The following is a 20563-nucleotide window of genomic DNA, read 5'->3' as shown; positions in this document are numbered from 1 at the left end:
GCCAGCCGTCCTTGCATCGAGGAGTCGACATCATGCGACGAGGTGTTCCGATCGGTTTCATCGCAGTGCTCGCCGCCGGCGCCGTGCTGGGTCTCGCATGTGCCTCCGACCGCGGCGGCTCGGCGATGGCGCCTCCGCCTCCCGCGGGCGGGGGAGCGATCACGCTTCAAGAGGTCGCCCGTGGCTACTCGGCACCGGTATTCCTGACCGCGCCACCCGGTGACACCGCGCGTCTGTTCGTGGTCGAGAAGCCCGGCCGGGTGCGGATCGTCAAGAGCGGCGTCAAGCTGCCGGCTTCGTTTCTGGACGTCAGCGACCTGGTCTCGAACGCGAGCGAGCAGGGATTGCTAGGCCTCGCCTTCGATCCGAACTACGCGACCAATCGGCGCTTCTTCGTCTACTACACCGATGTCGCCGGCGATACACGCGTGGTGCGTTACGAGGCAAGCGTCGCGAATCCGGACAGCGCCGACGAGTCGACCGAGTCGCTGGTGATCGCAGCCGATCAGCCGTTCGCCAACCACAACGGCGGCATGATCGTGTTCGGACCCAACGACGGCATGCTGTACATCGGACTCGGCGACGGCGGCTCGGGTGGCGACCCTGACGAGCGAGCGCAGAATCGCGGCGATCTGCTCGGCTCGACGCTGCGACTCGATGTGAGCGGCGCCGGACCCTACGCGATACCCGCCGACAATCCGTTCGTCGGCTCGGCCGGAATGCGCGGGGAACTGTGGGACTACGGTCTCCGCAATCCCTGGCGCTTCTCGTTCGATCGCTCGAACGGTGACCTGTATATCGGAGACGTCGGCCAGGGGGATTGGGAGGAAATCGACGTGTCGACGGCGGCCGGTGGCGGTGGCCGCGGCGTGAACTACGGCTGGGACGTGGTCGAAGGCACCCACTGCTTCGAGCCCGCGAGCGGCTGCGTGACGACTTCGCTGCGCATGCCGGCGATCGAGTACTCGCACACCGACGGCAACTGCGTCATCGGCGGTTACGTCTATCGAGGGGCGCGCGTGCCCGCGTTGCAGGGCCTCTACTTCTACTCGGACACCGGGGGACGGTTCCTGCGCAGCTTCCGCTGGAACGGAACGTCTGCGACGCAGTCGGCTCAGTGGACCGTGTCGTTCAGCGGCTCTCCGTACAGCTTCGGCGAGGACGCCGATGGCGATCTCTACCTGCTGACCTCGGCCGGAATCGTGTACCGTTTCGATCCTTGATCGAATCACGAGAGTCCGCTTTCCAACTCCGAGGCCATCGTCATGCGCGTGGTCATGGGTGTGCTCGCCGCACTGTTCGCGTTCGCCGCGTATCTCAACCTGAACGATCCGGATCCGCTCCAGTGGGTGAGTCTCTACCTGGCGTCGACGATCGCGGCCGGTTGGGTGGCCTGGAATCCGCCACGATCTCCGCGCTGGCTCCCGATCCTGGTCGGGCTCGCGGCACTCAGCTGGGCGGCAACGCTCGCACCGCAGGTGGTCGGTCAGGTGAGCTGGCGGGAGATGTGGGCGAGCTGGGAGATGAAGAACGCTCGGATCGAGGCCGGACGTGAGTTCTACGGCCTGCTGATCGTGGCGTCGACGATGGCCCTGGCGGTCCTGACGCGCCGCCTCGATCGCGCGTGAGTCTGTCTGCGCTGAGGCGCTGCGCGGCGCTCGCGCTTGCCAACGTCACGCGCGAGTATCCGAACCACCTCCTGCTGCTCGCGACCTCGGACGCCGACCTGCGCCCACCGCGCCAGCTGACGCCGGCGTTCTACGGCAGCTTCGACTGGCATTCGGCGGTGCACGCGCACTGGTCCCTGGTGCGGCTCCTGCGCCTGGCTCCGGAGTCATTCGAGTCGAGCGACGCCGCCCGCGAGGTATTGCGCGCCCATCTGACCGCGGACCGCATCGAAGCCGAGCGCGAGTTCGCGGCACGCCCCGAGCGCGCCGGGTGGGAGCGGCCGTATGGGCTCGCGTGGCTGCTCCAATTGTGCGGCGAGCTGCGCGAGTGGTCCGACGACGCCGAGGCGCGCGCGTGGGCCGGCTGCCTCGCTCCGCTCGAGTCGCTCGCGATCGAACGACTGCTCGCGTGGCTTCCGAAGCTGCGCGCGCCGCTTCGTTCCGGTGAACACCCGCAGAGTGCGTTCTCGATGGGGCTCATGCACGACTGGGCGCGAATCGCGGGGCACGCACCGATCCGCTCGCTGCTCGAGGAGCGAGCGCTCGCGTTCCACAGTGGTGATCGAGACGCGCCGATCCGCTACGAACCTTCGGCCTACGACTTCCTGTCGCCGATTCTCGGTGAGGCCGACCTGATGCGTCGGGTGCTCCCGCCGTCGGAGTTCGTGACGTGGCTCGATCGACTGTTGCCGATGCTCGACTCCGAGGACGCGAGGCGTTGGCTGACCCCTGCGGTGGTCGCCGATCCCTCGGACGGAAAGCTCGCCCACCTCGACGGCCTCAATCTGAGTCGCGCATGGATGCTGGAGGGCGTGCTGTCGGCGCTTCCGGCGCGCCATCACGCGCGGCCACGGCTCGAAGAGGCTGCGCTCGCGCATCGAACCACCGGACTCGAGGCGCTCGCGGGCGGGGAGTACGCGGGTACTCACTGGCTCGGCAGCTTCGCGGTCTATCTCGAGACGCGTCGAGGGCTCACGTGAGTCGCCGCTGGCTCATCGATCGCAGCAGTGTCCGCGGCCGAAACGGGCGACTCAATGACGTGGGCCGAGCCTCGGTTGAGGCCCTGAAACCGGCCTCCAAAATGGGCTTGCGTGGCGATCCGGAATGGCCGATATTTCCAGCGTCTTCGGTTGATCGGGGTGCGCAGTAACTTCTGATTCCGCCAGGGCAACCTCGGCGGATTTTTTGTTGCGAACGCATCACAAGACCGAAGTCGCGGTCATCATGGCCGGGCGCCGCTTCCGCGCGCGATGGAGGCAATTAGCAAGGGGCCTACGGGTCCCGTCGTGAAGGAGTTTCAAAGTGGCTCGTGGCACGGTGAAGTGGTTCAACGAGGCGAAGGGTTTCGGTTTCATCTCTCAGGAAGGCGGCGAAGACGTGTTCGTGCATTTCTCCGCCATTCAGGGCGAGGGTTTCAAGACGCTCGCTGAGGGAGAGCAGATCGAGTTCGACGTGACCCGTGGTCCGAAGGGGCTGCAGGCGGCGAACGTTCGCAAGGTTTAATCGCCCGAGGTACCACCTCACGTCGCGGGGCGGCGCCGAAAGGCGCCGCCCTTCGCGTCTCAGCGCGGGGCGGGTCCGCGGGGTCTAGTCGCCGATCACCACGCGCGTCGATCGCGTCCGCCCGGACTGGGCGAGTCGAATGAAGTAGATGCCGCGGCCGAAGTTTACAGCCGACCCCAGCTCGAGCTGATGAACGCCAGCACCCAGTGCACCCACTTCGCGTGAGACGACGCGCCTGCCGGCCAGATCGAGCACTTCGATGCGCGCGGGCTCCGAGGTCGGGAGTGCGAACGACACCACGAGTCGATCCCGCACCGGGTTCGCCCCGAGGTGCCGCAGCGCAAGCGAGATCGGAGCAGCCGGACCGAGGCCCGTGACCTGGTTCGGAATATCGACCCAGACCTCGCCACCGAACACCGGCCCCTGCTGAGAAGACACCACGAGCCGGTAGGCATAGCGGGCGCCGGGCGTGACGGTCGGGTCCACGTACTGCACATTGCCGCCCGCGTCGGCGATCACGGGGGCGATGCTCGACCACGGGGTTCCGATCTGGCGGCGATAGACCGCAGCGTGCGGCCCGGTCGCGGACACGACGTCCCACTCGAGCTGCGCGGCACTCGAAGTGGCCCCCGCTCTCGCGGTCAGGCTGGCGCCGACTGCGCTGCCGCCCCACTCGAGGAACTGCGTGTCTCCGAGCATCAGCTCACCGCTCCAGCCGCCGAACACGACCATGCGGTCCGAGCCTGGATCGTAGATCGCGGCCATCGCGTCGCGCTGAACCGGAGTCGATCCGGTGGGAGCCAGTTGAGCCCACTCGCCGAAGCCCGCGAGCGACAAGGCCCAGGTCTCGCCGAGAAACGCCTCGATGTTCGGTCCTCCGTCCCAGCCTCCGTACAGCACCATGCGATCGCGGAGCGGATCGTAGATCGCCGACAGCGTCCGACGGCCCGACGGTGGCGGCGCGGCGGGGTAGAGCCGCTCCCACTGGGGATCGCCGGTCAGGTTCAGTGCCCACAGTTCATTGTGGGTGCCGAAGTAGCCGTCGCTCGTCGATCCTCCGAAAATCACCATGCGGTTGCGCACCGGGTCGTAGATCGACGCCATTCCGTAGCCCGCGCTGGGTCGCGTTTCGATAGTGTTGATCGGAACCCACGCAGGAGCTCCGGACAGATCCAGCTCCCAGGTGTCACACGGCAAGCCGCTGGTGCCGCCGAAGCCCACGAATCGTTGACCGAGCGGGTCGTACACTGCGGCGCCGGCGAGCCTTCCGACCGGCGGCGTTCCGGTCGGAATCAGTTCGGTCCAGGTCGGCGTCGTGCCCGAAAGGTCGAGCTGCCAGACGTCGTTGAGGTATTGCCCCTGAGGATCCGGACCGCTCGGAGTGTGATGGCCGTATCCGCCGAAGATGAGCAGGCGTTCGCGCGCTTCGTCATAGCCCCACTGTGGACTGTGACGTTCACCGGGCGACGGTCCGCTGATGACGAGCTGGCTCCACGTGGGGGAATCCCCGAGCGTGAGCTGCCAGACCTCGTTGAAGAGTTGGCTTGGACCCGGGTAGGTCCAGCCCTGCCCTCCGAATATCAGGTAGCGATTGTTTTCTTTGTCGTAGATCGAGGCGTACTCGCGTCGCGGCACGGGATCGCCCGTTGCAACACCGAGCACCGACCATGCGCCATTCACTGCATCGGAAGCCGCCGGGGTCGAAGAGGTTCCGGAGAGCAACGTCGCGAAGACCAAGCGCGTTGCGAGTCGCGGCCACCGGCTCGGGCGCGAAGAAATCGAAGAGCGGTCCATGATTCGGCCTCCGAGGGATCACGCATCCAGAGCCACGGGGGGATCACGGGGCTCACGACTTGTCGCTGGAATAATACATCCGCTGTCGGGCCACGAGCAGCCCCTTTTCGGCCCCCGATTGTCAGTGAATCACGCTGACCGGCACCTGCGCCCGGGCACGAATGACATCGGAAATGCGCTCCAGGTCGGCCGGGCTTCGGAAGCGAAGGCCCTCCAGAGGGTCGAATCCGAACCGCCTTCGAAACTCCTCCCGGCGAGGCGGCCATACCAGCATGTCGGGATTCTCGAAGGTGATGCCGCGGCGCTGTCCTTCGAGAAGTTGGAGCACCAGGAAGCGATGGAAGTGATCGTCCGCCCACAGCACGATGCCCTCATCGAAAGGAAAGCTCTGCATCGCACCGCGGAATTCCAAATCGAGTCGGGTGAGCTCCTCGCGCTCGCGAAGCGCGCGGGGTATCGAGGTGGTCGCCAGAACGACCAGCACCGCCGAGGCCGCGGCGATTGCTGCCACGATCGAGGCGCGGCGGGCGAGCCACAGGAGCAGCGGTGTCGACGCCAGCAGACTGACCATGAGCACCGGAAGGAAATAGAGACCCGAATCGTGCACGCCATACGAGAAGATGAAAGTCAGCTGCAGCACCGCTCCGGCGAACAACGCGAGCAGGCCCCATCGAGTGGGCCCTGCCGTGACCCGAGTCGTCAGAATCGATCCGAGCAGCAGGCCGGGAACGATCCAGGGCATCAGCGTCGAACGGATCAGGCTCCATTCCTCCCGACCCGGGGCGAAGTGTCCGAGAAGCCCCGCGTAGTTCGCGCCGCGCACGTGGAGCAGGAATGACTCGAACGTCGGTGAAACCGGCCACTGGTAGGCCGCCGGATGGGCCGCCCGCCATGCGATCCACCCGTAGCTCGCAAGCGGCAGGAGAGCGGCCGCCACGACCACCATCGCCCATGCGGCGAGCGAGCGCCTCGCCCTCGCCCTGGCGATCACCAGCGCGACCGACATCGGAACGATGAACAGCACCGAAGTCGCGTGCCGGGTGCCGCACAGCCCACACAGCAGACCCCAGATCAGCGCACTCATCCAGTCGTGCGACGCCTGGGCGCCGCTGAGCTGACGCAGCTGGCCGATCAGGAACGCGGCGGCCAGAAGGAGGCACGCGTTGCTCCAGCTGTAGACCTCGGCGATAGTCGCGGACAGAATCCACACCGGATGGAGCATCAATGCCGCGACGGGAAACGCGATCGCCACCGCGCACGCCGCCGCCGAGTGCGGTGGTCGTCCGCTTCGTGATGTTTCTTCCTGGCACGCCGCCGCGACGTGCTGCACCAGGCGCGCGAATGCACCGGCTGCGACCGCTGCGCCGACGGCGCTCCACAGATTGGCGGCGAGCACCCACGACGCGCCCAGCGTGTGGGCGGCGTTGACGAACAGGTGGCCGACCATCACGTAGAGCGGATAGCCCGTCGGATGTGCGATGCCGGCGAGGGCCAGTGCCATCGTCAGCTCGGCCGAGTCTCCCATGCCGGGCGCGCCGGGCAGCAGCAGCACCGCAATTGCGAGGGCGCTCAGCGCCGCGGCCGCGACCGGGTAGGGACTCAGCCGCGCGTCGCTCGGGCTCAAGGTGCGAAGTCTCCGAGGCACATGTGGAACTCGCAGTCGTCGGGGTGAGGTGCTTCACCTGGCGGGTCTTGCGGGCATCATCGGCCCGAAGCGGCCGGAGATCTACTCCGCGGGCGTCGTGCCTTGACAGTCGGCACGCCACTGCTAGGCTCCCGACTCGTCACTCACGGAGGGCCCGCATGGATCGCGGCGCGTCGTCTCACCTCCTCACATGGATGTTGCTGCCGGTTTCCGCGGTGCTCGTGATTTCGGCACTGACGCTGGCGCGTCAGCCGTATACCGGGCTGATGCTGCGCGGCGATTGGGTGGCGGCGGTCGATCCAGGGAGCCCCGGAGAGCGAGCCGGGCTGGCGCGCGGTGATCGGCTGATTCCGCTTGCCGATCGCCCCCGTGGCGGAGACCTCGATCATCCACTGGCTTCTGCCCGGCCAGGACACGAGCTCCGACTGCTGCGCGAACGCGCCGGCGCGCTGGTCGAAGTCGCGGTCCTAGCGGCACCACTTCCCGATCGCGAGCGTCGCATGATGGCGATGCTGCTGGCGGTTGCGTCCGGATTCGTGGTGCTCGGCGGCTGGGTATGGAGCGAACGCCGAGACCTGCTCACGCGCACGTTCTATCTTTCGTGCCTGGCTTTCGCATGGTTGCTCGCACCACTTCCGCGCTTCGAAACCGACGTCGCGCGCGCTCTCTACGAGGATCTGTACTCGGGCGTCACGCTCTTCCTGCCGGCCTTGTTCATTCACTTCTTCGCGATGTTTCCCGAAGGGCTTCGTCCGACTGGGATCCGCGGCCGTGTGGGCTCGATCGGATACGGAATCGCCACGGCTCTCTTCACGATTGCGCTGGTGCTCCACCTGGTGGGCTCGCTGCGAAACGGAGCGACACCGTTCGCCGATCTGCTGCAGGGAGTGGCGGGGCTGTGGTTCGCGGCGGGCTGGCTGATCGCTCTGGTGTTGTTCGTACGTTCCTATCGCCGGGTTCGAACCGCGGATGCGCGGCGCCGATTGCGCGTCGCGCTAATCGGCACGGTACTGGGGGCAGGTCCGCTTGCGGCACTGGTCGCGATTCACAATCTACAGCCTGGAACCTCGCTGCCCGCCGAGCGCTGGGCCGTGGTCCTCACGCTGCTGGTGCCGGGCGGTTTCGCATGGGCGACCGTCGTCCATCGCATCTTCGAGTTCCGAGTGGCATTGCGGGCGGCGATCGGAATGACGTTGCTCGCGGCGTCGGTCGCGTCGGTGTTCTTCCTTGGCGAGTGGCTGTCTGCGGCGTGGCGAGCCGATCTCGGCGCCGGCATCGGCGGCGGCGCGCTGGCGCTGCTGGCACTGGTGGCCTCGGTCGCGGGCCCGGCGCGCGGAGTGATTCGCGAGGTGGGGCGTCGCATGGTCCCGGAACGTGAGGCCGACTCGCTGGCGGAGTGGCTGGTCCACAGCCCGGCCGCGCGCCGCGGCTCGCTCGACGCGATTCTCGAAGCGGCATGCGAGGGACTGACGACGCGGCTCAAGCTCGATGGCTGCGCGGTGGTCGAATTCTCGACTGCGGGGCCGGTTCCGCGCGCACGTGTGGGAGAGATGACGACCCCGGCGCTGCTCCCCGGGTTCGCAAGCCGACTCGAGGGGCGGGCGGGCGTGCTCGCGGTCGCCGACGAGCCTTTGCTGGCGGAGTTTCGACGGGTTCTGGACGCGGCCGGCGTGAGCTGGGTGGTGCCGTTCGGCGGGCGCGGAGCGAGTTCGGTGCTGTTGCTCGGCCGGCGCCTTGCCGGGGCATGGCTCGGGGTTTCCGAGCAGCGCGAGTTGCAGCTGTTCGCCGAGCAGCTCGAGGTACTGATCGAGAACGCGACTCTGCGACAGGCCGCCAGTGCACACGGCGCGATGGATCGCGAAATGACGCGCGCGGGCGCCATCCAGGCGCACTTGCTGCCGCGGCGACTGCCGCGCCACGCCTCGCTCGACTGCGCGGCGGGTACCCTGTCGTCGAAGGCGGTGGGTGGCGACTACTACGACTTCGTCGAGGGTCATGCGGGGCAGTTCACGCTGGCGGTCGGGGACGCGGCCGGCAAGGGTGTGCCGGCTGCTTTGATGGGCGCGTGGGTGCAGGCGTGTTTTCGCAATCAGGCGCGACGCGGCTCCCGGCCGGCGAGAGTCCTCGGGGTGCTCAATCACGAGCTGGTCGCGCTCGAGCAGCCGGACGCGTTCGTGGCGCTGCTGTGCGCTCACGTCGATGTACCGGCGGGGCGGATGCGACTCGCGAACGCCGGACTCACGCCTCCGCTGCTGCGACGTGGAGACGGCTCGATTGAAGAATTCACCGAGGGCGGTGTGTTGCTGGGAGTCGCGGCGCGCTCCGAGTATCCGGAAGTGGCGATCCAGCTGGCGGCCGGCGACATCGTGCTTCTCTACACGGATGGCCTCACCGAGGCGCGCCGAGGCGACGAGATGTTCGGCACCGATCGATTGCGCGGCGTGCTCACGAGCCATGCGGCGCGACCGGCCGCCGACATCGTGGCGGCGCTGCTCTCGGCGGTGCACGAGTTCACAGACGAGCCGCCCGACGACATGACGGTGGTGGTGCTGAAGCAGGTCGCGAGCGCGGTCGGCGCCCGGCGGTCCGCCCGGCAGGATGGGCTCAAGTGGAGCGAGCAGCCGGCCGATGCCCTGAGGTGAAGCGACAGGAAGTCGCTTTCCCCGCCCGCGCTGCCAACCACACGGGCGGCCGATCCGGATGGTTGACCGCGCGACGAACGCGTTCCTCGGAATCGGAGGTGCAACGTGTCGAAGATCGGCGGCTTGATCTTCTTCATCGATCTGTTGTGGTGGATTCGCCGCTGAGCTGAAGCGGTCGAAGGCGTGGGGAGGTGTTGCTCAGCCTCCCATCGCCGCTCGCCTCAGACCAGCGCCTCGGCTTTCGAACACACTCGATCGCGCTGCTCCAGCAGCTTCTCGAGGTCCTCGGAATCGAATCCGAGCGCCGGTGGCACTTCGTCTTCACGCAGCTGCGATGCGTCGTTCGCGTCGCCCTCGAGCGTCCAATACGCGAGCCGCTGGGCGAGCGATGCGGTGAGCGCCTCTTCCCGATGCTGTGGCGCCGACATGGGATCCTCGTGCCAGGCGATCGCGTCGGCCATCCAGTCCTGCATCTTCCACTGCCGCATCAGCGCCGCGCCGACCATCGGATGCAGGTAGTCCATCGCGACTCGCGCCTGGGCCTCGCCGTAGCGGACGTTGTTGCGCTTCTCGAGATCCAGCAACGCCTGGATGACGACCGGGCGTCCGATGTCGTGCAGAAGCCCGAGCAGAAAGGCGCCTTCAACATCGCGGTCCTTCACGCGTGCGATCTCGCGTGCCCAGATTGCGGCCATCGCCGAGCGCGGCCACACCGGTGAGACCAGGTCCACGTAGCCGCCGGCCTGAAAGAGCTTGGCTTTCATGCACGCCGCAAGTGCGATCTGCGAAACGGTGGTGAGTCCGATTCGAATCACGGCCTGCGACAGGGAGACGATCGGCTCGGAGGCCGCGTAGGCCGCCGAGTTCGCGGCGCGCAGTACGTGCGCGGCGAGCGCGGGGTCGGAGCTCAGCGACTCCGCGATCTTGCTGGTCGCGGTGTTCTCGTTGCGAGAAGCCTGCAGGACCTGGGTCGCGGCGGTCGGAATGACGGGCAGCACCAGATGCCCCGAATTGAGGCGTTCGAGCAGCAGGGCGCGCGCGTCTCCGCCGGTCCCGGCGGCGGGCTTCGACTCGATTTGAGCCATGGCGGATTTGCCCCTGATCTGGATGGAGACAGTGCAAGTGTCGGTCGGATGAAGGCGGGCTTGAGGGGGTGGGGAGCACTCGGGCCCAGGGCGCGGCCGGTGTGAGCGCGCATCACCTGATATCCTGGCCATCGTCGCAACGACCCCGGCAACCCGAAACCGCCGTGAGGATGACCCATGCGTCGTAGCCGCCCGAAGTGACGCCGACCGCGGTCGGGCCGGTGCTGATCGGTCTCACCGGTGCGGCGTTGATCGCGACGATCCTGTGGGATGCCTTCGAGACCGTGCTGGTTCCGCGCCGCATCGGACGTCGCATTCGGCTCACGCGCTACTTCTACATGGCGTCGTGGCGCGTGTGGCGAGCGGCGGCGCAGTCGATCCGCAAACCCTCGAGGCGCGAGGCTTTACTCGGGTTCTTCGGGCCGATCTCCTTGATCCTGCTTCTGATCTGCTGGGCAACGGGGCTCATCGTGGCTTTCACGCTGCTGCATCTGTCGGCCACCGCCGGCGACGGCGTCAGTCCCGGCCGGCTCGGGCTACTCCTCTACATGAGCGGCGAGACCTTCTTCACGCTCGGCTACGGTGATTTCACCCCGTCGACCGGATTCGGCCGTGCGCTCTCGGTGCTCGAGTCCGGACTCGGATTCGCCTTTCTGGGCACCGTGGTCGGCTACCTGCCGACCATCTACTCGGCGTTCGCGCAGCGCGAGGTCGAAATCTCGCTCATGGATGCGCGTGCAGGTTCACCGCCGACCGCGGCGGAATTCCTGAGTCGCATGCCGGCGTCGGGAGCGGATTCGTTCAGCGACGCGCTGCTCAGCGGATGGGAGCGCTGGTCGGCGCAGTTGCTGGAAGCCCACATCTCTTATCCGCAGCTCGCCTACTACCGATCACAGCACAGCAACCAGTCGTGGCTGGGAACCCTCGTCACGATTCTCGATTCGACGGCGCTGATGCTCGCCCGCGTCGAGTCGCCACCCAACCGTCAGACGTCGCTCACCTTTGCGATGGCGCGGCACGCGCTCGTGGACATCTCGCACCTGTTCGTGCCGCGCTTCACGCCCGGCGCACCGGACCGATTGCCAGGTGAGGCGCTCCAGCAGCTTCGGGACCGGCTCGCGGGCACGCCGCACGAGGTGCCTGCCGGCGTGGAGTTCGAGCATCGATTGTCCGATCTGCGGCGACTGTACGAACCCTATGCTCAGGCGCTCGGCTTCCATCTGCTGTTCGAGCTGCCGCCGTGGATTCACGCGCAGCCCGGCCGCGACAATTGGCACGGCGGGCCGTGGGATCGAGCGATCGCCGCGCAGGAGAAGTCGACTCACCGGCGCGACGATCACTTCTGATCGTCGGAGCGCAAAGCGTTGGCCGCGAACCTGGCGCGTCGCTCAGCGATAGATCGACTTGAGCGTTCCCCACGAGCGCGATCGCGCCGAGGTCGGCTCGACGGTTTCACAGAACGTGATGTCGTCGTAGCCGACATTGGGATCCGGAAACGCGTCGTACCTCAGGGTGACCTTCACGATCGCGGTTCCCGACACCGAAAGTCGAACGTTTCCAGCACCGGCCTGGGTGATGCAGGCGTCGCCAGCCGCCAGATCGGGGCCGCCCGCAGTCGACAGCAGCGCCTGGTCGACCTGAGTGTTGCTCGCGTCGTAGGCGGTGAGCAGGACTTCGTGCGTGGTGCCGCCGAACGGGAAATAGTCACCATAGTCGAGAATGCGGATCGAGAAGCACGACACGGTGACACCGGTTGCAAACGTGAAGTCGTAGTCGAGTACGCACTGCGCATCGTCCGCGAATCCACGAATTCCGTTCAGACATCCGTTCGTGATGCCCGCGCCGGCGCCCCATGCGTCGTAGGGGACCGGATTTCCTTCCTCCACGACGGCGGCACTGCCGACCGTGCACGACGGGCTGAAAGGCCACGCCACACTGTTGATGATGAGATCGGGGTCGATCGCGAGCGGACCCTCGACCGAGGCGCCGGTGGTCAGGCTCTCGAAGTCGATCAGTCGAAACACCGCCGAACACACGCCGGGTCCGCACAATTGCGCATGGGCGGAGGGAGCGATCGAGAGCGTGAACGAAGCGAACAGCACGAGCGCAAGCAGCATGGGCGAGGCGATGGGGGAACGCGGCCGCATGAAATCCTCCGGTGTCGGTGCAGGAAGGGGTGGCTCGAAGGGCGAAATACTAGCATGTGCCGCAGCGGCGGTGATTCGAAACCGCGCTGGCGCGTACCGGTCGCTGAGCCCTTCGCGTCATCGGCTCGCGCGCGCCACACTCATCATGACGCCCATGGTGAAACGCGCGCTGACTCGTTCTCCGGGTTTCAGCGCGTCCGGACACTCGTGTGCGCTCAGTCTGCCGGCGATCGGCGGTCCGGCCTCGCCCTCGAGTTCGACGACGAGGTCCACGTAACGGTCGCCGTGGATGCTCAGCGGCGTCGCGGATCGCACCGTGCCGGTGCGGGTCTGGGGCAGGAGCAGGCTCACGCCGGAACCTTGGGCCCGTCGGTGAGGGGAGTCAACTCCGCGCCGGTCGGATCGAACTTGTGCGTGCGTCGAGTACCGATGACGCTTCGCCACGCGGGTCGCCGTCGAACGGTTCACACCCTGGAGTTCATCATGCACTCAGCGCGGATCACTTCACTCATGCCACGCCGGTCCTTTCTCTCCACGTCGCTTGCGGCCCTGTCGGTCTTCGCGATTCCTTCCGCGGTGCACGCCGCCTCCGAGGCCGGCAGGCCCACGAGTCCGGCTGCCGACAGCTCGGCGCGCGTCGCTCCTGCAGCCCCCGCGCTCGCCTTGCCACTGGTACGAGAGTTCGTGGGAGCGGCACACGGGAACCTCGACAGGACGCGCGAGATGCTCGACGCCGAACCGGGTCTGCTCAATGCCACCTGGGATTGGAAATCCGGCGACTTCGAGACTGCCATCGGTGGAGCGGGGCACATGGGCCGGCGCGACATCGCGGAACTGCTGATCGGTCGTGGCGCACGCCTCGACCTGTTCGTTGCCGCGATGCTCGGTCAACTCGATCTGGTGAAGGCGACGCTCACGGCGTATCCCGCGCTCGCGCAGTCCAAGGGACCTCACGGGATCTCGCTGATTCGTCATGCTCAGGCCGGCGGCGCGCAGGCGGCACCGGTGCTCGAGTATCTGGAATCCCTACCGCGAGGCTGAGCGAGACGGAGAGAGCCTTGTTGCCCATGGCGGTCTCGTGGCCGTCCTTGACGAACAGCCGCTTGCGAGTCTCGTCCGACATGAGCACGTGGGTTTCGTCGCTCTTGTATCCGCGAGCGGCGATCGCGTCGTAGGCGCGTTCGGCAGACTCGCGGTCGCTGAACGTACCAACCATGATCGGGTGCTGCAGTTCCGTCTTCTTGTCAGACATCGGTCACCTCCAGGAATGGCTTGATTCCGAACCACAATGAAGTCCGCTTCGAGACCGGGCTTCAGGAGGAGGGCGGTCTGCGGGCGGAGCGGAGTTCACCTTCTTTCAATCCGCACTGCCCCCTGCGATACTCGTGGCGGCCGTTCAGCCTCAACCGAGGGCTCCACGAATGCTCCGCGCGCTCTTCATCGACGATGATGCCGACTTCCTGCTCGGCCTGGCCGAGGTCGCTACGCAGGAGGGATTCTCCGTCAGCACCGCACGTTCACTGGCGGAAGCTCGCGAACAGCTCGCCAATGGCGCGCCCGATCTCGTCCTCGTGGATCTGGTGCTGCCGGATGGGGATGGCATCGAGCTGCTGCGGGAACTGAAGGAGGCGTCCAGTTCCGACGTCATCCTGGTCTCGGGCATGGCCACCGTGGACTCCGCGATCGAGGCGCTCCGACTCGGCGCGCTCGACTACCTCACGAAGCCGCTCGACAATCGACGGCTCAAGGCGGTGCTCGCGCACGTCCTGCGCGTGCGGTCGCTCAAGGAAGAAGTTGGCACGCTGCGCGGAGAGCTGCGCAAGTTCGGCCGCTTCGGTCGGCTGATCGGCGTCTCTCCGGCGATGCAGAAGGTCTACGACCAGATGTCGAAAGTTGCTCCGACCGATGCCACGGTCTTCATCACCGGCGAGAGCGGCACCGGCAAGGAGCTGGTCGCGCAGACGATCTTCGAGCTGAGCGGGCGTCGACGAAAGCCTTACCTTCCGCTCGATTTCGGCTCGATCCCCCAGAATCTGATCGAGAGCGAGTTGTTCGGCCACGAACGCGGGAGCTTCACCGGCGCGACTCAATTGCGTCGTGGCTGCTTCGAGCGGGCGGCGGCGGGCACGCTGTTTCTGGACGAGATCACCGAGATGCCGATCGAGCTGCAGGTGAAGCTGCTGCGCGTGCTCGAGTCCGGCTCGCTGATTCGCGTCGGGGGCGACGAGTCGGTTCCGGTCGACGTGCGCTTGATCGCCGCCTCCAATCGGATTCCGAAAGATGCCCTGCGCGACGGCAAGTTGCGCGAGGATCTGTACTATCGAATCAACGTCTTCCCGATCGTGCTGCCGCCGCTTCGCGAGCGCGAAGGTGACTCGCTGCTGCTGGCCGACCAGATGCTCGAGACCCTCAACGCGGCGCAGGGGACGTCCAAGCGGTTGAGTGCCGAGGCGCGCGATCGCATTCAGGCCTACCCGTGGCCCGGAAACGTCCGTGAGCTGAGAAACGAGATGCAGCGCGCGTTCATCATGTACGAGCGCGTGCTCGAACTTTCGGAGCTGGCGGCCCATTCCGACCCCGCGGCTCCGGCCGGCGAGGTGAGCGGATCGCTCGATGAAGCCGAGCGTCACCTGATTCTGCGAACGCTCGAGCAATTCGGCGGCGACAAGAAGAAGGCGGCGCAGACTCTGGGGATCAGCCTGAAGACGCTCTACAACCGTCTTCACCTCTACGCCGAGCGCTGACGCTTCGCGATCCGAACCGCCCGCGGCGATTGTAGATTCGTCCGGGCCTTGAAGATTCGTCCGGATTGCCCACGGAGGCCGGCGTTTCCGGGGCGTCGGCGGTGGCAAGGTTGCGCTCGAGGTTGTTTCGCCTCAAGGGGTTGGCGAATGAGGCCTCGGCTGAGACTGATGGCACGGCGCTCGCGTTCCGATCTGCTCGGTAGCCGAGGGATGAAAGCGTCTCGAAGGACCCCAGGAGATCGACCGTGACGGCATGGTCTTTCAATCGCAAGTTGATCACCGGCGTCGGCGTGATCTGTCTGTTCGCGATTCTGACCAGCGCCGCGTCTCTGTTCGCCTCTCGCGTGCTGATTGCGAACTCCGAACGCGTTGCCACCGGGGAGGGCCGTGATCTCGCCGAGGCTCAAGCGCTGCGACTCGTCGCCGTCAAGAGCATTGGGGATGTCCACGCCTGCCTGCTGACCGGAGGCAGAGATTGCGCGCGGTCGGCTCGGACCGGAAGCACCGAGGCGCAAGGTCTGATCGATCGCCTGCGATCGCGATCGACGGATCCTGAGCTCCGTGCGCTCCTCGAACGTGTTGCGGTGGCGGAGCGAGCCCACCAGGATGCGTTCGCTCGGGCACTCAAGGCGAACGACGGCTCGCCGCCGCCGGTGACCGGCGTCCATGCGGAGCTGGTCCTGTCGCTCGGCGCCGAGCTCGATCGGACACTTGCCGCACTCGTCGCCTTCACCGAATCCGCGAACCTTCGAAGCCTCGCACCCGCGCGAATTGCGGTCGATCGCGCGGAAGCGGTGTTGATCGTGATCACCATCCTCACGATTCTGTTGCTCGGACTGCTGTGCCTTCTGCTGGTCGGTGCGCTCAACACGAGCTACCGGCAGCAGTCGACCGCCCGTACGGCAGCTGAGCACGACCAGTCGAAAGCCAGGGAGACGCTTTCGGAGGTCGAGGCGGCGAGTCAGTTGAAGGACGAGTTCCTGGCCACGGTTTCTCACGAGCTTCGCAATCCGCTGGCTCCGATCCTCACCTGGACTCAGCTTCTGCGAAGCGGAACGCTCGACCCAGAAAAGACGCAGCGGGCGCTGGAGGTCATCGAGCGCAACGTCACTTCGCAGGCCAAGCTGATCGACGACCTCGTCGATGTCTCGCGCGTCGTGTCCGGCAAATTCCGACTCGATGTGCGACCCATCGACTTGATGCCGGTCATCAAGGCGGCGGTGGATGCGCAGATTCCGGCCAGCGACGCCAAACAGATCCGGCTGCAGGTGGTTCTGGATGAGCGCTCGGGATTCGTCTCGGGAGACTCCGAACGACTCCAGCAGGTCATGTCGAATCTGGTCTCGAATGCCATCAAGTTCACGCCCAAGGGCGGCCGCGTGCAGGTGGTGCTGCAGCGTGCGGAATCGCACGTCGAGGTCACCGTCAGCGACAATGGTCTCGGCATCGACTCCGAGTTCCTGCCGCACGTCTTCGAGCCCTTCCGTCAGGCGACCGTCGGATCGATGCGCCGTCACGGCGGGCTGGGTCTTGGGCTTTCGATCGTGCGCCATATCGTCGAGCTCCACGGAGGCGAGATCACCGCGTTCAGCGGCGGCTCCGACCGTGGCTCGAAGTTCACGATCAAGTTTCCGCTGCTGGCGACCGCCGGACAGGGTGGCGAGTTGTCACAGCGGCACCCGATCGCCCGCGACACGCTTGCCGATGTCGATCTCGGGCGCCTGGACGGGGTTCGCGTGCTGCTCGTCGACGACGAGCCGAGCGCCAGTGAAGCGCTGCACGTGCTCTTCAAGTCGTGCGGAGCAGATGCCCGGGTCGCGGGCTCGGCAGCCCAGGCGCTCGAGCTGTTCGAGGAATGGCAGCCGGACGTGCTGGTCTCCGACATCGCCATGCCAGGAGAAGATGGCTATTCGCTGATTCGCAAGATTCGACAACGCTCCAAAGCCCGGGGCGGAAGTGTGCCGGCACTGGCACTCACGGCTTACGCGAAGATCGAGGATCGCGTGACCATTCTGGCGGCGGGATTCCAGATGTATCTGTCGAAGCCGGCCGATCCCAACGAACTGGTCGCGGTCGTCAGCAGTCTCACGAAGCGGCGTGGATTGTCTGAGCCTCGGCTGGTGAGCTAGATGACTCGGATGGCCGTCGTGCTCGCGATGGCGCTCTCGCTGGGCCCCGTGCCGATCGGCATCGCGTCACCGGTGCCGCCGATCACGACACCGCCGCTCGAACTCCCGGTCCCGCTCGTTCGACAGACGCGCGAGCGTTGCGGGCAAGCTGCTCTCGAAATGGTGCTGCGGTACTACGCTGCCGCCTCGGCGGCGCTCCGCGAAGGCGAGCTCGCCTACGATCCGACTCTGCGCGGATCCCTCATCACCGACCTCGCCGCGGCCGCACGGCGCGCCGGATTCGATGCGGAGGTCGTGGCACTGTCGGCGGATTCACTGGTCGCGGCACTCGTCGCCGGAGTGCCGCCGATTCTGCTCTATCAGAACGGCCGGGCGCCGCTGACGGTGCCGCACTTCGGCGTGGTGACGCGCTGGGACGCTGCGCGCGACGAATTCACCCTCAACGACGGACGCGCCACTCCGCGCGTCATGAGCCGCGACGAGCTGACGAAGCGCTGGCGGACCGCGGGTTCACGAGCGCTGCTGGTCCGCCGGAGGCTCCCTTGAAGCGCGGCGGCGGGCCGTGGTTCGGAATCCTCGCCGCGACGCTCCTCGTGGTTCCGTCGCTCTCGGGTTGCGCGCACTTCGTGATCCTTCACGATCCGCTCTCGGCGAGCGAGCACAGCGATCTCGGAGTGGTCTATGAGACGCAGGGCGAGCTGGAGCTGGCCGCGCGCGAGTACCATCGGGCGCTCCGATTGGATTCCGGCGATGCGAGAACGCGGGTGAACCTTGGCAATGTCGAGGCCGCACGCGGGAGATGGCGACGGGCCGAGAATGCCTATCGTCGCGCGCTGCGAGACTCGACGACCAATGCCGACGCCATGAACAATCTCGCCATTGCGTTGCTCAGGCAGCGGCGCAATCTGGATGAGGCGCGGTCCCTCGCCGAGCGTGCGCTGAACGGCGCGGGCACACGCGACTCGCTCTATCGCGCGACGCTCGACGAGATCGTGACGGCTGCGGCGCGCAAGCGGCCTTAAGAGAGCCGCGTCGCTCGCCGCTGAAGTTCACCCCTGATCGCCGCCTTGTAGATCTCTCCGGCGTTGTAAATCACGCCTGCGCGGACGCTCGAGCGGAGCCTCGCGCCGAGCCCGGCAGGTCGGGCACGAAAGCCTTCATCGTCCACGTCCTCAAGCAATTCGGGCCGATCCCGCCGCTCGAGACCCGACTGGCACCGTTCCTGCGGTTCAACTCGGTGATCCGACCTGGATCCGAGGCGCTTCGCGCCTCCGCTCGAATCACTGACCGCAGAGGTGACTCCATGAATCGGTTCAACGGCACCCTTCGAATCTGGACTGCGATGGTATTGATCCTCAGCATGACCGCGCTCAATCTCGGCACCGCGACGGCAGGGCTCGCGCCATCGACGCGATCGGGAGAGACCTCGGTCTCATCGGAGCGGGATGCGGACATGCTGATGGCGCAGCGCGCCCTCGAGCACAAGGTCGTCGCTCAGAAGCTTCGCGACTACGGCGTCTCTGCGGACGCGGCGCAGCTCAAGCTCGCCAGCATGTCCGACCAGGATCTGCACCACCTCGCCAGCGCCTCCAAGGGGCTTCCGAGCGGCGGCGACGGTACCGGCGCCATCATCGGTGTGTTGATCGTCGTCATCCTCGTCATTGTCGTCATCCGGCTCATGCATCACGACGTCGTCATTCGCTAAGGAAGGCTCGTCATCTCAATCGCGCTGCTCGTTTGTAATGTCGTCATCGGGCTTGGTCTGCTGTTCTACGTCCTCGGAGCACTCCGACTTGCCCCTCGATTTGGAGAGTCCCCGTGAGTCACGCCCCCGCATGGTGGGACCCGTTTCCTGCCGAACGATTCTGGCTCGGGCTCCCGAGTGTGGAGGGGGACGTCATGCACCTGGCCACGCCTCAACTCGACGGTCGGCACGTGCGAACCCGATCGCACGAGCTGATCCGGCGCGTCAGGCGGGGTGACGTCGTTTTCCACTACGACGAAGTGCGTCAGGGGATCGTCGCGTGGTCTCAACCCCGAGGACGACTCGAGCGGCGAATGCTCGATTGGACGATCGACCCCTCCGAGTCCGGTGGCCGTCGTGACGAGGTTCGCGCGCAGCCGAGTTGGACGATGCCGCTGGGGCACGTGACGCCGATCGAACCGATGGTCCCCCTCGACCAGGTCGCGCGTGCGCAGTGGGGCTTGTTTCCAGCGCTACGCGCGCTCGAAGACGCGGTGGGCGCGCCGCTCGAGTACCCGTTCGCGATCTGCAGCCCCGTCGAAACACTCGTTCTGGCGGGTCACGTCTTCAAGCTTCCGGCGATCTTGATCGAGCGCATTCCCGGACTCGCGGGCGTCGCCGATCAGATGGAGTGGTTCAGCCCCGCGGCAAGCGCGGGTCGGCACCTCGTTCCCGCTCGCACACAAGTCGCGGCCTGAACGACCTGGCGTCGTCCGGCACGCGCATCGTTCATCCTCAGAGGAGAATCGAGATGCTCACACTTCAGAGCGTGGTCGCGCTGATGACCGGATTCGCTGCAGTGGATCTGGGAAGCCCGAGGGTCGTCGCGACGGGCAGCGAGTCCCCGGATCAGCAATTGAGGGCCGCCGCAGCCGCGTGTCGCGAGCTGCTCGGGACACGCCCCGGGCCGATGTCCAGGGGCCTGCTCGAGAAGTGCCGGAGCGTCGTCGTCATTCCGCGCGCGAGCATGGCCGCGAAGGGCTTCGGGGGCCATCACGGTTCTGGCGTGCTGAGTTGCCGCAACCCGTGGGGGGCCTGGAGCCCGCCGAGCTTCGTGGGCATCACGAGCGGTGGCTGGGCCCCGTCGATGATGCCCGAAGCGAGCGACCTCGTGGTGTTCTCCACCAGCGACGCATGGGCGCGTTCCCTGAGTTCGAACGGACGAGTCACGCTGAGTGGCGTGACGCGAGGATCCACGTGGTCCTTTGGACGCAACGCCGAGTTGGAGTGCCGCGACACGGTCGCCGTCGAGACTCACTGTTTCGCGAAGTCGAACGGACGATTTGCCGAGCGCTCGTTCCGCCGGGCGCAGCTGGCCGTCGACACGAAAGCGAATTCCGCCTACTACGGCGAGGCTCTGACGTTCCAGGACCTGCTGTTCCAGTACCCGGCCCCGAGCCTGTCGGACGAAGCGATGCGCTTCTGCTCGGCGCTGGACTAAGTCGAGCGACCGGTGAACTCGC

The 20563-nt window shown here is 66.5% G+C and carries 19 protein-coding genes; 14 read left to right on the top strand and 5 right to left on the bottom strand.

Annotated features, from left to right (window positions below):
- Positions 1–32: 32 nt before the first annotated feature.
- From HOP12_01770 to HOP12_01755, 4 genes are all read left to right on the top strand, one after another.
- Entirely contained in the window at positions 33–1223 is a 1191-nt protein-coding gene (locus HOP12_01770; GenBank protein ID NOT32877.1) for a glucose dehydrogenase, read from the top strand.
- Between the two features lie 42 nt (positions 1224–1265).
- Positions 1266–1628 (top strand): hypothetical protein, encoded by a 363-nt coding sequence (locus HOP12_01765; GenBank protein ID NOT32876.1) that lies wholly within the window; start codon positions 1266–1268, stop codon positions 1626–1628.
- Positions 1625–2647 carry a DUF2891 domain-containing protein gene (locus tag HOP12_01760; protein NOT32875.1) on the top strand — a complete coding sequence of 341 codons (1023 nt, stop codon included), beginning with the start codon at positions 1625–1627 and terminating at the stop codon, positions 2645–2647. Before HOP12_01765 ends, HOP12_01760 begins: the two co-directional genes overlap by 4 nt.
- 322 nt (positions 2648–2969) lie before the next feature.
- Positions 2970–3170: a cold-shock protein gene (locus tag HOP12_01755; protein NOT32874.1), complete on the top strand. Its 201-nt coding sequence runs from the start codon at positions 2970–2972 to the stop codon at positions 3168–3170.
- A gap of 84 nt (positions 3171–3254) precedes the next feature.
- Here the strand turns inward: HOP12_01755 and HOP12_01750 are convergent, their stop codons facing one another.
- Both HOP12_01750 and HOP12_01745 read right to left on the bottom strand, forming a co-directional pair.
- Positions 3255–4964: a T9SS type A sorting domain-containing protein gene (locus tag HOP12_01750; protein ID NOT32873.1), complete on the bottom strand. Its 1710-nt coding sequence runs from the start codon at positions 4962–4964 to the stop codon at positions 3255–3257.
- A 121-nt stretch (positions 4965–5085) separates the two neighbouring features.
- Positions 5086–6588 carry a DUF2723 domain-containing protein gene (locus tag HOP12_01745; protein ID NOT32872.1) on the bottom strand — a complete coding sequence of 501 codons (1503 nt, stop codon included), beginning with the start codon at positions 6586–6588 and terminating at the stop codon, positions 5086–5088.
- 179 nt (positions 6589–6767) lie between these two features.
- Between HOP12_01745 and HOP12_01740 the strand changes: the two genes are divergently transcribed.
- Positions 6768–9251 (top strand): SpoIIE family protein phosphatase, encoded by a 2484-nt coding sequence (locus tag HOP12_01740; protein ID NOT32871.1) that lies wholly within the window; start codon positions 6768–6770, stop codon positions 9249–9251.
- Between the two features lie 221 nt (positions 9252–9472).
- Here HOP12_01740 and HOP12_01735 read toward each other — a convergent pair whose 3' ends face one another.
- Complete coding sequence (locus HOP12_01735) at positions 9473–10336, bottom strand: HDOD domain-containing protein (protein ID NOT32870.1); 864 nt, start codon at positions 10334–10336, stop codon at positions 9473–9475.
- Between the two features lie 221 nt (positions 10337–10557).
- On the opposite strand from HOP12_01735, the gene HOP12_01730 reads away from it, so the two are divergent.
- The gene (locus tag HOP12_01730; GenBank protein NOT32869.1) at positions 10558–11682 is read left to right on the top strand and encodes a two pore domain potassium channel family protein; all 1125 of its coding nucleotides are present in this window, start codon (positions 10558–10560) and stop codon (positions 11680–11682) included.
- A 42-nt stretch (positions 11683–11724) separates the two neighbouring features.
- Here HOP12_01730 and HOP12_01725 read toward each other — a convergent pair whose 3' ends face one another.
- Together HOP12_01725 and HOP12_01720 are read right to left on the bottom strand one after the other, a co-directional pair.
- Positions 11725–12483, bottom strand: a complete 759-nt coding sequence (locus tag HOP12_01725; GenBank protein NOT32868.1) for a hypothetical protein — start codon at positions 12481–12483, stop codon at positions 11725–11727.
- 117 nt (positions 12484–12600) lie between these two features.
- Positions 12601–12834, bottom strand: a complete 234-nt coding sequence (locus tag HOP12_01720) for a hypothetical protein (GenBank protein ID NOT32867.1) — start codon at positions 12832–12834, stop codon at positions 12601–12603.
- A 312-nt stretch (positions 12835–13146) separates the two neighbouring features.
- Between HOP12_01720 and HOP12_01715 the strand changes: the two genes are divergently transcribed.
- From HOP12_01715 to HOP12_01680, 8 genes are all read left to right on the top strand, one after another.
- Positions 13147–13524: an ankyrin repeat domain-containing protein gene (locus HOP12_01715; protein NOT32866.1), complete on the top strand. Its 378-nt coding sequence runs from the start codon at positions 13147–13149 to the stop codon at positions 13522–13524.
- Positions 13525–13904: 380 nt separating this feature from the next.
- Positions 13905–15227 carry a sigma-54-dependent Fis family transcriptional regulator gene (locus HOP12_01710; GenBank protein ID NOT32865.1) on the top strand — a complete coding sequence of 441 codons (1323 nt, stop codon included), beginning with the start codon at positions 13905–13907 and terminating at the stop codon, positions 15225–15227.
- A 245-nt stretch (positions 15228–15472) separates the two neighbouring features.
- Complete coding sequence (locus HOP12_01705; protein ID NOT32864.1) at positions 15473–17356, top strand: response regulator; 1884 nt, start codon at positions 15473–15475, stop codon at positions 17354–17356.
- Positions 17357–17902 (top strand): hypothetical protein, encoded by a 546-nt coding sequence (locus HOP12_01700; GenBank protein ID NOT32863.1) that lies wholly within the window; start codon positions 17357–17359, stop codon positions 17900–17902.
- Positions 17899–18378, top strand: coding sequence for a tetratricopeptide repeat protein (locus HOP12_01695; GenBank protein NOT32862.1), 480 nt, complete (start codon positions 17899–17901; stop codon positions 18376–18378). The genes HOP12_01700 and HOP12_01695 overlap by 4 nt, the downstream gene beginning before the upstream one ends.
- Positions 18379–18659: 281 nt before the next feature.
- On the top strand, positions 18660–19061 hold the full coding sequence (locus tag HOP12_01690; GenBank protein ID NOT32861.1) for a PA2779 family protein: 402 nt from the start codon (positions 18660–18662) through the stop codon (positions 19059–19061).
- Between the two features lie 113 nt (positions 19062–19174).
- Positions 19175–19798, top strand: coding sequence for a hypothetical protein (locus HOP12_01685; protein NOT32860.1), 624 nt, complete (start codon positions 19175–19177; stop codon positions 19796–19798).
- Between the two features lie 53 nt (positions 19799–19851).
- Positions 19852–20541: a lipid-binding SYLF domain-containing protein gene (locus HOP12_01680; protein NOT32859.1), complete on the top strand. Its 690-nt coding sequence runs from the start codon at positions 19852–19854 to the stop codon at positions 20539–20541.
- The last annotated feature ends 22 nt before the right edge of the window (positions 20542–20563 follow it).

It is taken from the genome of Candidatus Eisenbacteria bacterium, assembly GCA_013140805.1.
Classification (GTDB): domain Bacteria; phylum Eisenbacteria; class RBG-16-71-46; order RBG-16-71-46; family RBG-16-71-46; genus JABFRW01.
Note: the sequence above shows the minus strand (reverse complement) of the source record. Positions and strands in the feature narration are given on the sequence as shown.

Bases quoted from the DNA above. Each gene is read 5' to 3' on its own strand.
- HOP12_01680 (NOT32859.1), top strand. From the start codon at position 19,852: ATGCTCACACTTCAGAGCGTGGTCGCGCTGATGACCGGATTCGCTGCA.
- HOP12_01735 (NOT32870.1), bottom strand. From the start codon at position 10,336: ATGGCTCAAATCGAGTCGAAGCCCGCCGCCGGGACCGGCGGAGACGCG.
- HOP12_01750 (NOT32873.1), bottom strand. From the start codon at position 4,964: ATGGACCGCTCTTCGATTTCTTCGCGCCCGAGCCGGTGGCCGCGACTC.
- HOP12_01710 (NOT32865.1), top strand. From the start codon at position 13,905: ATGCTCCGCGCGCTCTTCATCGACGATGATGCCGACTTCCTGCTCGGC.
- HOP12_01725 (NOT32868.1), bottom strand. From the start codon at position 12,483: ATGCGGCCGCGTTCCCCCATCGCCTCGCCCATGCTGCTTGCGCTCGTG.
- HOP12_01770 (NOT32877.1), top strand. From the start codon at position 33: ATGCGACGAGGTGTTCCGATCGGTTTCATCGCAGTGCTCGCCGCCGGC.
- HOP12_01700 (NOT32863.1), top strand. From the start codon at position 17,357: ATGACTCGGATGGCCGTCGTGCTCGCGATGGCGCTCTCGCTGGGCCCC.
- HOP12_01690 (NOT32861.1), top strand. From the start codon at position 18,660: ATGAATCGGTTCAACGGCACCCTTCGAATCTGGACTGCGATGGTATTG.
- HOP12_01740 (NOT32871.1), top strand. From the start codon at position 6,768: ATGGATCGCGGCGCGTCGTCTCACCTCCTCACATGGATGTTGCTGCCG.
- HOP12_01765 (NOT32876.1), top strand. From the start codon at position 1,266: ATGCGCGTGGTCATGGGTGTGCTCGCCGCACTGTTCGCGTTCGCCGCG.